General features: G+C 70.8%; 10 protein-coding genes and 1 pseudogene. 4 read left to right on the top strand and 7 right to left on the bottom strand.

Translation table 11 applies throughout. The annotated features are described in order from the left end of the window. Window positions 1–321 precede the first annotated feature (321 nt). Entirely contained in the window at window positions 322–1167 is an 846-nt protein-coding gene (locus tag GT042_RS14980; protein WP_161309211.1) for a fused MFS/spermidine synthase, read from the top strand. Here the strand turns inward: GT042_RS14980 and GT042_RS14985 are convergent. Both GT042_RS14985 and GT042_RS14990 read right to left on the bottom strand, forming a co-directional pair. Further along, window positions 1129–2478, bottom strand: a complete 1350-nt coding sequence (locus tag GT042_RS14985) for an MFS transporter (RefSeq protein WP_161309212.1) — start codon at window positions 2476–2478, stop codon at window positions 1129–1131. The two genes, GT042_RS14980 and GT042_RS14985, sit on opposite strands and share 39 nt — an antisense overlap. Window positions 2479–2613: 135 nt before the next feature. Further along, the gene (locus GT042_RS14990) at window positions 2614–3756 is read right to left on the bottom strand and encodes a hypothetical protein (RefSeq protein ID WP_161309213.1); all 1143 of its coding nucleotides are present in this window, start codon (window positions 3754–3756) and stop codon (window positions 2614–2616) included. A 109-nt stretch (window positions 3757–3865) separates the two neighbouring features. Between GT042_RS14990 and GT042_RS14995 the strand changes: the two genes are divergently transcribed. After that, window positions 3866–4303: a DUF4442 domain-containing protein gene (locus GT042_RS14995; RefSeq protein WP_161309221.1), complete on the top strand. Its 438-nt coding sequence runs from the start codon at window positions 3866–3868 to the stop codon at window positions 4301–4303. A gap of 81 nt (window positions 4304–4384) precedes the next feature. Next, the gene (locus tag GT042_RS15000) at window positions 4385–5065 is read left to right on the top strand and encodes a DedA family protein (protein ID WP_161309214.1); all 681 of its coding nucleotides are present in this window, start codon (window positions 4385–4387) and stop codon (window positions 5063–5065) included. 224 nt (window positions 5066–5289) lie between these two features. Here GT042_RS15000 and GT042_RS15005 read toward each other — a convergent pair. Beyond that, window positions 5290–5802, bottom strand: a pseudogene (locus tag GT042_RS15005) (gamma carbonic anhydrase family protein); the annotation flags it as partial. 168 nt (window positions 5803–5970) lie between these two features. On the opposite strand from GT042_RS15005, the gene GT042_RS15010 reads away from it, so the two are divergent. Continuing rightward, a complete protein-coding gene (locus tag GT042_RS15010; protein ID WP_161309216.1) occupies window positions 5971–7200 on the top strand; it encodes a cytochrome P450 in 1230 nt (409 codons plus the stop codon). Window positions 7201–7294: 94 nt separating this feature from the next. On the opposite strand, the gene GT042_RS15015 is transcribed toward GT042_RS15010, so the two are convergent. Genes GT042_RS15015 through GT042_RS15030 form a run of 4 tightly spaced genes read right to left on the bottom strand, consistent with a single transcriptional unit; the run spans window position 7295 to window position 10041 of the window. Beyond that, window positions 7295–8674: a cytochrome P450 gene (locus GT042_RS15015; protein ID WP_161309217.1), complete on the bottom strand. Its 1380-nt coding sequence runs from the start codon at window positions 8672–8674 to the stop codon at window positions 7295–7297. Continuing rightward, entirely contained in the window at window positions 8671–9285 is a 615-nt protein-coding gene (locus GT042_RS15020) for an ATP/GTP-binding protein (RefSeq protein ID WP_161309218.1), read from the bottom strand. The genes GT042_RS15015 and GT042_RS15020 overlap by 4 nt, the downstream gene beginning before the upstream one ends. Then, the gene (locus GT042_RS15025) at window positions 9266–9625 is read right to left on the bottom strand and encodes a DUF742 domain-containing protein (RefSeq protein ID WP_161309219.1); all 360 of its coding nucleotides are present in this window, start codon (window positions 9623–9625) and stop codon (window positions 9266–9268) included. Before GT042_RS15025 ends, GT042_RS15020 begins: the two co-directional genes overlap by 20 nt. Beyond that, the gene (locus GT042_RS15030) at window positions 9622–10041 is read right to left on the bottom strand and encodes a roadblock/LC7 domain-containing protein (protein WP_161309220.1); all 420 of its coding nucleotides are present in this window, start codon (window positions 10039–10041) and stop codon (window positions 9622–9624) included. Before GT042_RS15030 ends, GT042_RS15025 begins: the two co-directional genes overlap by 4 nt. Between the last annotated feature and the right edge of the window lie 181 nt (window positions 10042–10222).

The following is a 10222-nucleotide window of genomic DNA, read 5'->3' on the forward strand; positions in this document are numbered from 1 at the left end:
GGTGGCGGGGGTTGTCGGTGCGGTGTGGGTGGGGCGGGGTGGTTGAGCCGGGCGTCCGGCTGGACGTGTTGTCCTCAAGCGCCGGACGGGCTTGAAGGGTGTCCTCAAGCGCCGGACGGGCTGGATTTGGCTGGGCGGGGTGGGGGTGGCTCGGGTCGGGGGTGGGTGTCCTCAAGCGCCGGACGGGCTTGAAGGGTGTCCTCAAACGCCGGACGGGCTGAGTTTGGCTGGGCGGGCTGGGTTTGGCTGGGCGGGGTGGGGTTGGTCGGCTGGGATGGGTTGGCCGGGTGGGGTGGGGCCCGAAGCGCGCACAATAGGGGGGTGAGTGAGTCGATTCCCGTTGTGCGGGTTGTGGATCATGGGACTGCCAAGTTGATGCCCGACGTCGATCGGGCGCGGGCCTGGTTGTTGACCGTTGACGGGGCGCCCCAGTCGTACGTCGATCTTGACGAGCCCACGCATCTGGAGTTCGAGTACACGCGCCGCCTCGCCCATGTTGTGGACAGTGTGGCGTCCCCCGGCGAGCCGCTCGCCGTGGTGCATCTCGGTGGTGGCGGGCTCACGCTGCCCCGCTACGTGGCCGTCACCCGGCCGCACTCGCCCCAGCACGTCGTGGAGGCCGACGCCGGTCTGCTGGCGCTGGTGGCCGAGCAACTGCCGATACCGGCCGATGTGGGCATCTCCGTGCACCACGCGGACGCCCGCCGCTGGCTCGGGCAGGCGGAGGACCGCTCCGCCGACATGATCGTCGCCGACGTCTTCGGCGGCTCGCGGATCCCGGCGCACCTCACCTCCGTCGAGTACGCCCGCGAGGCCGAACGGGTCCTCCGTACTGACGGGATCTACGTCGCCAACCTCGCCGACGGCGCGCCCTTCGACTTCCTCCGCTCCCAACTGGCCACCTTCGCCCGGGTCTTCGAGGAGCTGGCGCTGATCGCGGAGCCCGGCGTCCTGCGCGGGCGCCGGTTCGGCAACGCCGTGCTCGTCGCCTCCCACTCCGCCGTCGACACGGCGGCGCTCGCCCGGCGCACCGCCTCCGACGCGTTCCCCGCCCGCGTCGAGCACGGATCGTCCCTGGTGAAATTCATCGGGGACGCCACGGCGGTACGGGACGCCGGCGCCGTTCCCTCACCCCGTCCGCCCGACGGTGCCTTCAGCATCGGCTGAGGGGGATGGCGGGGACGGGGTGGGTGTGGGGGCAGTGGGGGGAGTGGGGGACTTTGTGACCTTTGTCGTACGGCGGCTCAGGCGGCGTACGTCCGGGACCGTCAGCACCGCCGCCGTCAGCAGGACCACCAGCGCCGAGCAGCCCCACAGCGCCGCGTCCCGCCCGAACGCCTCCTCCGCCGGGCCCGTGAGCGCCGTGGCCACCGGCACCATGCCGATCGAGCCCAGCCAGTCGTAGGCGGACACCCGGGAGAGCTTGTCCTCCGGGATCTCCTGGTGCAGCGCCGTCATCCACGACACGCCGAACACCTCGATGGACGCGCCCGTGAGGAACAGCACCGCCGCCAGGGGCAGGACCGGCAGCGGCACCGCCAGAGCCGCCGACGGGAGGGCCAGCGGGAAGACGCAGAGCGTGCCCGCGAGCAGCAGCCGCCGGGGGCGCCAGCGCATCATCACCAGCGCGCCGGCGACGGTCCCCGCGCCGAAGGCGGCGAGGGCCAGGCCCCACGGCCCCGCGCCGCCCAACTCCTCCTCGGCGACGAGCGGTCCGTACACCGCCTCGGCCGCCACCACCACCGCGTTGACCACCGCGAACTGCACGACGATCGACCAGAGCCAGGGCCGTCCCGTGAACTCCCGCCAGCCTTCCCGTAGATCGGCGATCATCCCGCCGCCCGGCTTCCGTACCGGAATGTGGCTGACGTCGAGGAAGGCCCGGAGGCAAGCGGCCACCAGGAACGCGGTCGCGTCCACCGCCAGCACCCAGCCGGGGCCGAACACCGCGATCAGCGCGCCTCCCAGGGCCGCGCCGCCGATCCCGGCGCCGTGCATGGCCATCCGGTAGAGGGCGAAGGCACGGCCGGCCTGCTCGCCGCTGACGCTGGACAGCAGCATGCCCTCGGACGCCGGGGAGAAGAAGGCGTGCCCGGTCCCGCCGAGGGCGGACAGGAGCATCATCTGCCACAGGTGCGGTTCGCCCACGAGCACCAGGAGGGCGAAGGTGCCCTGCGACACGCAGTTGAGGGCGTTGGCGGCGACCATCACCCGGTGCCGTGGCAACCGGTCGGCCAGGGCGCCGCCCACGAGCAGGAACAGCACGAGCGGTACGGTGCGCGCCGCGGCCACGAGCCCGACGTCCCCGCCGTCGCCCCCCATCTGGAGCACCGCGAACGCCGAGGCGATCAGGGCCCCTTGGCTGCCCAGGTTGGTGACGATCGCGGCGGCCGTCAGCAGGGTGTAGTTGCGGCCGGCCCAGTCGGGGCGACGCGAGGGGCGGGTTCGGCGGCCCGGGGCGCCTGAGGAAGCACTCACCTCAGGACTATCCCCGCGGGCGGCCCCTCTGCCAACCGAGTATCAGGCCGACCCGCGATCCAGATGCCCCGCGATCCACATGTCCCGTGGTCCTGCTGGCACGTGGTCCTGCTGTCCCGTGATCCTGTCGTCCGGTCAGGAGGCGCCCGCCAGGCGTACCGTGCCCATGATCTTCTTCAGGGTCTCGTCGGACACCTCGTCCGTTACCCCCTTGGCGGCGAACGCGACCCATGTCGCGTACTCACCCTGTGTGTTGACGAAGGAGAAGGCGATCGCCTTGCCGTCGGTCTCGCACTTGGTCTTCTTGGTGACGCCCGTGGTGGTCGAGATCGAGTAACTGCCCTCCAGCCCGGACGTGGTGGTGAACGGCGCGCCCTTGCTGGTCTTCAGGATGGTCTTGAGCTTCGCCTCCGGCTCCTTCTGGGCGTAGGCGGCCCAGACCAGGTTGCTCGCCTGGATCTCGGCGGACGACGGGGTGTCCTTCGCTCCCCTGGCGCCCTTGGTGCCCGTCCCGACCAGGCTGCTGTCCTCGGTCTCGCCGTCCCGGTCGGCGTCCTGCGAGCACCACTTGGACTTGTAGAAGGCGGGGGCGGAGAAGGAGAAGATGGGCGAGCCATCCCCCTTCTTCTCGTCCTCGAAGAACGTGGCGACGGTGGGCTTCTCGACCTCCCAGTCGGCCGGAACGTCGAACAGCGTCCCGTACTTGGGGTTGCTGACGACCTTCCAGCCCGTGATCTGCGGCTTGGCCGCGGCGGCCCCGTCGCGGGGATTGGCCGCGGGGCTCGACGTGCTGGGCTTCGCGGACACCGAAGGTTTCTGGTCGTCGTCCGCCTTGGTGTCCTTCGCGCTGTCGTCGTTCCCGCCGAGCACGAGGAATCCGGTGACGCCCGCCGCCACGACGACGGCCAGGGCCGCGAGGATCGCGACCACCGCCGTCTTCTTTCCGCCGCCCGACGGTCCCCCCGGGCCGCCCGGTCCCGGCGGCCCGGGTGCCGCGTACTGCGGCACGGTCGGCTGCTGGTACGGGTTCGGGGCGACCGGCTGGCCGGGCTGTTGCGGGTGGGCCGGCTGCTGCGGATACCCCGGCTGCTGGGGGTGTCCTGCCGGGGGCGGGTAGCCGGGCTGCTGTTGCTGACCGGGCTGCTGTGGGTAGCCGGGTTGCTGATACGGATTCGGCTGCGCGTATCCCGGTTGCTGGTACCCCGGCTGCTGGTACGGATTGGGATTCTGGTCCTGCGGGTTCTGCTCGCCCCCGGGCGGCTGCTGTCCTGGCCACATGGCGAGTAACGATAGAGGGGCCGGACCCCGGCTGCCACGGCCGCCCCGTCAGGGTATGGCCAAGCCGTACTACTCATGAGTAACATCTCGTCGCATGAGCGCTGATCAGATGTCCGTCGGTGAACTGCTCACCGCCACCGTGCCCATGGCCAGGACCCTGGAGCTGGAGTTCGTCGAGACGACTCCCGAGCGGGCCGTGGTCCGGCTGCCCGACCGTCCCGAGTACCACAACCACGTCGGCGGCCCGCACGCCGGAGCGATGTTCACGCTGGCCGAGTCCGCCAGCGGCGCGATCGTGATCGCCGCGTTCGGCGACCAGTTCCACCGTGCCGTCCCGCTCGCCGTCAACGCGGCGATCAGCTACCGGAAGCTCGCCATGGGGGTCGTCACGGCGACCGCGTCGCTCGGCCGCCCGGTGGCGGACGTCGTCGCGCAGCTGGACGCGGGGGAGCGGCCCGAGTTTCCCGTCACCGTCGACCTCACGCGCGCGGACGGCGCGGTGACCGCCGAGATGACCGTCGTCTGGACGCTGCGTCCGAACGCCTGACTGTCCCCGGTCACCAGGTAGGCTTCCCGCCGTACAGCCGCAGCAGGTTTACGGGTACGGGTATAGCGGGAGGAACCGGCGTTGCACGTCCAGGAGTGGCTCGAGACCGTGCCCGCGGTCAGCATCTATCTCCTGGTGGGGCTGGTGATCGGGCTGGAAAGCCTCGGCATCCCGCTGCCCGGTGAGATCGTCCTCGTCAGCGCGGCGCTGCTGGCGTCCCAGCACGGTGACATCGATCCGTACATCCTCGGCGCGTGTGCCTCCGCCGGCGCGATCATCGGGGACTCGATCGGTTACGCCATCGGGCGCCGTGGCGGGCGGCCGCTGCTCGCGTGGCTGGGCGGGAAGTTCCCCAAGCACTTCGGTGAGGCCCAGATCTCCATGGCGGAGCGGTCCTTCGAGAAGTGGGGCATGTGGGCGGTCTTCTTCGGCCGTTTTGTGGCGCTGCTGCGGATCTTCGCGGGGCCGCTGGCGGGGGTGCTGCACATGCCGTACTGGAAGTTCCTGATCGCGAATGTGTTCGGCGGGATCGTGTGGGCCGGGGGGACGACGGCGGTCATCTACACGGTGGGTGTGGTGGCCGAGCCGTGGCTCAAGCGGTTCTCGTGGGTGGGGTTGGCTCTGGCGGTGTTGATCGGGGTTGGGTCGATGCTGGTGTTGCGGAATCGGGCGAAGAAGTCTGCGGGTGCCGCGGAGGCGGCGGGTGCGGGTGCGGGTGGGGTGGAGTCGGGGGCGGAGGAGGCCGTGCGGGCCGGGGAGTAGGCGGGGCGGTCCGCCGCCGGGACCGGGGTGTCCTCAAGCGCCGGACGGGCTGGGTTTGCCCGGTGGGTGTGTGCGGGTTGTGATCCGTGCGGTCACTGTTGTCCTCAAACGCCGGACGGGCTTGAGGTGCCGGACGGGCCTGAGGTGCCGGGACGGGTTGAGGTGCCGGACGGGCCTGAGGTGCCGGGACGGGTTGAGGTGTCGGGGCGGCTTGAATGGGTTTCTCGGTGGGTTTTGGACAGGTCCGAGTAGACCGCCGCGTTCAGTTTGATGCCCTCCTTTTCCTCCTCCGTCAGTTGGCGGCGGACCTTTGCCGGGACTCCGGCCACCAGCGACCCCGGTGGCACGCGCATCCCCTGGGGTACGAGTGCCTGGGCCGCGACCAGGGAGTTCGCGCCGATGTGCGCGCCGTTCAGGACTGTCGCGCCCATGCCGATCAGGACGTCGTCCTCCACGACACACCCGTGCAGCACCGCGTTGTGGCCCACCGACACCCGCGCGCCGACGGACAGCGGGGAGCCCGGGTCCGAGTGGAGCGTGCAGTTGTCCTGGATGTTGCAGTCCGGGCCGAGCAGGATCGGGCCGCAGTCGGCCCGCAGCACCGTGTGGTACCAGACGCTCGCGCCCGCCGCCACCGTCACCTCGCCCACCACCACACAGGTCGGCGCGAGGAAGGCGTCCGGATCGATCCGGGGGTCCTTGCCCGCCAGTCCCGCGATCAGTGCCTCGTGCGTCATGCCGTCTCTCCCCGTCTCTCCTCCGGTACGCGTACGAACCGTAGGCGACTCCCGACGGCCTTCCGACACCAGGTCGGCCCGCCCTCGGGGGTGTCTCTTCTGATGGATCATCAATAAACTGTGCGGGCAGGGATGTTCCGATCGTGTGGGTCGATCCGAGGGAGCTCCATGGCCACCGCACAGCAGATCCCCGACATTCTGTCCGCCGAGTTCGCCGCGGATCCCTATCCGGCCTACCGCGCCATGCGCGAGCACGCGCCCCTCATCTGGCACGAGGCCACCCGCAGCTGGATCATCTCGCGGTACGACGACGTGGAACGGGCCTTCAAGGACCGGGAGTCGGTGTTCACCACCGACAACTACGACTGGCAGATCGCGCCCGTGCACGGGAAGACGATCCTCCAACTCAGCGGGCGCGAGCACGCCGTACGCCGGGCCCTCGTCGCCCCCGCCTTCCGCGGCGACGACCTCCAGACGAAGTTCTTACCGGTCATCGACCGCAACGCCCGCGAGCTGATCGACACCTTCCGGCACACCGGTACGGTCGACCTGGTCGACGCCTTCGCCACCCGCTTCCCCATCAACGTCATCGTGGACATGCTGGGCCTGGACAAGTCCGACCACACACGCTTCCACACCTGGTACACCGCCGTCATCGCCTTCCTCGGCAACCTCTCCGGCGACCCCCAGGTCACGGCGGACGGGGAGCGGACCCGGGTCGAGTTCGCCGAGTACATGATCCCGATCATCCGGGCCCGGCGGGAGAAGCTGGGCGACGACCTCCTCTCCACCCTTTGCGCCGCCGAGGTCGACGGCGTACGGATGAACGACGAGGACATCAAGTCGTTCTGCAGTCTCCTGCTCACCGCCGGCGGCGAGACCACCGACAAGGCGATCGCCTCCCTCTTCGCGAACCTGCTGCTTCACCCCGAACAGCTCGCGGCCGTACGGGAGGACAGGAGCCTGATCCCCCGGGCCTTCGCGGAGACGCTCCGGTTCACCCCGCCGGTCCACATGATCATGCGGCAGACCGCCGTGGACGTCGAGGTGAGCGGCGGCACGATACCGTCAGGCGCCACCGTCACCTGTCTGATCGGCGCCGCCAACCGGGACAGCTCCCGCTACGCCGAGCCCGACACCTTCGACATCTTCCGGGACGACCTGACGACGACCACCGCGTTCTCCGCCGCCGCCGATCACCTCGCGTTCGCGCTCGGCAGGCACTTCTGCGTCGGCGCCCTGCTGGCCAAGGCGGAGATCGAGTCCGGCGTCGGCCAACTGCTCGACGCCATGCCGGACGTCCGTCTCGCCGACGGCTTCGACCCGGTGGAGCACGGCGTGTTCACCCGGGGACCCCGGTCCCTGCCGCTGGTGTTCACCCCCGCCGCTCCCGCGTGACATCCGGCCGTACGACCGGTCCGGGAACCGCCGTCCCGGACCGGGTGCACGGGGGCCGATACCAGCCCCTCCCCGCGCCGCCCGGCGGCCTGCCTCAGCGCGCCGCGGGGGTGAACCGTACCGGCAGCGACATCAGACCGCGCATCCAGATCGAGGGCCGCCAGCGCAGCTCGTACGGTTCCACCGCCAGCACCACGTCGGGCAGCCGCTCCAGCAGCGTCTCGATCGCCGTCCTGGCGATGACATCGGCGAGCAGCGGCGCCGGATAGGGGCAGCGGTGCTCGCCGTTGCTGAACGACAGGTGCGCGGAGTTCTCCGCGCCGACCGCGCCGCCCGGCCAGATCAGCGGATCCGTGTTGGCCGCCGCCAGCCCCAGGACCAGGCAGTCGCCCGCCCTGATCTGCCGGCCGCCCAACTGGGTGTCCCGCACGGCCCATCGGCCGATGAAATTCTGCGTCGGGGTGTCCAGCCAGAGCACTTCGTTCAGCGCCTGCCCCACCCCGATCCGGCCGCCCGACACGTTCAGCGCGAACCGGTCGTCGGTCAGCAGCAGACGCAGGGTGTTGCAGATCCAGTTGGCCGTCGGCTGCTGCGCGGCGGCGATGACCGTGATCAGGTCCTGGACGATCTCGGCGTCGGTGAGGCCCGCCGGATGGGTCAGCATCCGGGACGTGATGTCCGAACCGGGGCTGTCCCGCTTGTCCTTGACCAGCTGCTCGATCCGCGCCTGCACCCGCAGGTACGCGGCCACCGGGTCGTCGTCCTCCGCCGCGTCCAGGGAGACCCGCAGGTCCCGTACGAGATCGTCGGTGTCCACGCTGCCGCCCGGCATCCCACACAGCCGGACCACGGCACGCATCGGCAGCGCGTGCGCGTACGCCGTCATCAGCTCGGCCTGGCCGCCGCCCGCGAACCCGTCGATGAGCGCCTCGGCGATCTCCCGGCACAGATGGGCGAGTTCGAACTGGTCGATCGCCTCCAGCGCCTCGGTGATCACACCGGCCCTGCGCTGGTGCTCCGTACCCTCCGTGAAGAGCACCGACGGCTGGTGGCCGACGTACGGCATCAGCGGCCAGTCGGCGGGGATGGCGTCCCACTGGTTCCAGCGGCGCGAGTCGCGGGCGAACAGCTCGTCGTGACCGGTGACGTACGAGACCTCGGAGTACCCGAGCACCAGCCAGGCGGGGACGTCACCGTCGAGGAGGACGGGCGCGACCGTGCCGTGCCGGCGGCGCAGGGCGCGGTACAGCTCGGACGGGGTCTGCTGGAACTCCAGACCGCTCAACGAGACCGCGCCCGGGTGCGCGGGACAGCCCGGCGGGGGCGCCCCGCCGGGGTCGCCCGGACCGGTGAGATCGGTGAGACCGGTGAGATCGGCGGGATCGGCGGAAGCGACGGGCTCGGCGGGACCCGCCGGCCCGGGCAGGTGGTCCGCCGGGTGGCCGGCCAGGGGATCCGTCGTGGGTTCGGTCATGGGGTCAACTCCCGGGCCATGGCCAGTTCGTAGAGGTGGTCCACGAGGGTGATCAGGACGTTCTTGCCGGAGGAGCGCACCCGCGCGTCGCAGTCGATCAGCGGCACGTGGTCCGCCAGCGACAGCGCCTGCCGGATCTCGTCCAGGGAGAACGCGGAGACGTCGTCGTCGAACCGGTTGACCGCGACCACGAACGGCGTCCTGTGGTGTTCGAGCCGGTCGATGGCGTACCAGGACTCGCTCATGCGCCGGGTGTCGACCAGCACCACCGCGCCGAGGGTGCCGGAGAACAGCCGGTCCCACAGGAACCAGAACCGCTCCTGGCCCGGCGCCCCGAACAGGTACAGCACCATGCGGTCGTTGAGACTGATCCGGCCGAAGTCGAAGGCCACGGTGGTGGTCGTCTTGGTGGTCAGCCCGGCCGGGTCGTCCACACCGACACCCGCCTGGGTCATGACCTCCTCGGTGTTGAGCGGACGGATCTCGCTGACCGACCGTACGAGCGTGGTCTTGCCGACCCCGAACCCGCCCACCACCACGATCTTGAGACCGGTCTCCGCCCCGTCGGCCAGGGGTGTGCGGCCCGGCGGTTCAGAGAGCATGGAGTCCATGGAGCACCTCCTTGAGAAAGGCGGAGTCGGGCGCTGCGGCGACCGTCCGCCCGGCGCGGGGGCGGCGGGCGGTGATACGGCCCGTCGCGAGGAGATCGCCGAGGAGGATCCGTACCACCGTCACGGGCAGTCTCACCTCGGCGGAGATCTCCACGACCGCGGTGGGATGACGGCACAGCCCCAGGATTCTGGCGTGCTCCGACTGCATGCCCGGGGTGGGATCGCACTCGGCGACGATCAGGGTGACCAGGTCGAACGTGTCGTCGTCGACCCGGCTGCGGCCACCGGTGACGGTGTACAGCCGGTGGGGGTCCCCGGTGTCGACGGGCTTGCGGATCATGACGGGGAACTCTCCCGGTCGGGGGTGCGCGGCTCGGCCCGCAGGTGCTCACCGATCTGCTCGACCAGCTCGGTCATCCGGTGGCCCACCACGCCCGGGTCGGCGCCGTCCTCGGCGACGACCGCCAGGTGGGCCCCCTCACCGGCCTCCACGACGAACAGCAGCCCGCCGTGGAACTCGGTCATCGAGTGCCGTACGCCTCCGTTGCCGTTGCCGAACTCCACCGAGGCACCCTGGGCGAGCGCCTGGATGCCGGAGCAGATCGCGGCGAGCTGGTCGGCCTGGTCGACCGTGAGGAAGCGGCTCCAGCAGAGCTTGAGTCCGTCGCGGGAGAGGACCAGGGCGTGGCGGGTACCGGGGGTGCGTTCCAGCAGGCTCTCCAGGAGCCAGGTCAGACTGTTGTCAGTGGTCTGCATGTTCCTGATCTCGCGTTCCGGGTGGGGGACTTGGGGGGGCTTGTGCGGACACGCCCTAGGGCGTGTCGTCCGGGGGGCGGTGGGCGTGGCGGGCCCGGTGGAAGGCGCTGAACTGGGAGCCGGCGTCGCGGCCCGTGCGGGGCGCGCCGGTTTCCGGTTCGGGCTCCGGGCGGCCCCGGTC

The organism is Streptomyces sp. SID3212 (assembly GCF_009865405.1).
GTDB lineage: Bacteria > Actinomycetota > Actinomycetes > Streptomycetales > Streptomycetaceae > Streptomyces.

Excerpts from the sequence above, each read along its gene's own strand:
- GT042_RS15010 (WP_161309216.1), top strand. The coding sequence starts at position 5,971 with ATGGCCACCGCACAGCAGATCCCCGACATTCTGTCCGCCGAGTTCGCC.
- GT042_RS14990 (WP_161309213.1), bottom strand. The coding sequence starts at position 3,756 with ATGTGGCCAGGACAGCAGCCGCCCGGGGGCGAGCAGAACCCGCAGGAC.
- GT042_RS15025 (WP_161309219.1), bottom strand. The coding sequence starts at position 9,625 with ATGATCCGCAAGCCCGTCGACACCGGGGACCCCCACCGGCTGTACACC.
- GT042_RS15030 (WP_161309220.1), bottom strand. The coding sequence starts at position 10,041 with ATGCAGACCACTGACAACAGTCTGACCTGGCTCCTGGAGAGCCTGCTG.
- GT042_RS14995 (WP_161309221.1), top strand. The coding sequence starts at position 3,866 with ATGTCCGTCGGTGAACTGCTCACCGCCACCGTGCCCATGGCCAGGACC.
- GT042_RS15015 (WP_161309217.1), bottom strand. The coding sequence starts at position 8,674 with ATGACCGAACCCACGACGGATCCCCTGGCCGGCCACCCGGCGGACCAC.
- GT042_RS15020 (WP_161309218.1), bottom strand. The coding sequence starts at position 9,285 with ATGGACTCCATGCTCTCTGAACCGCCGGGCCGCACACCCCTGGCCGAC.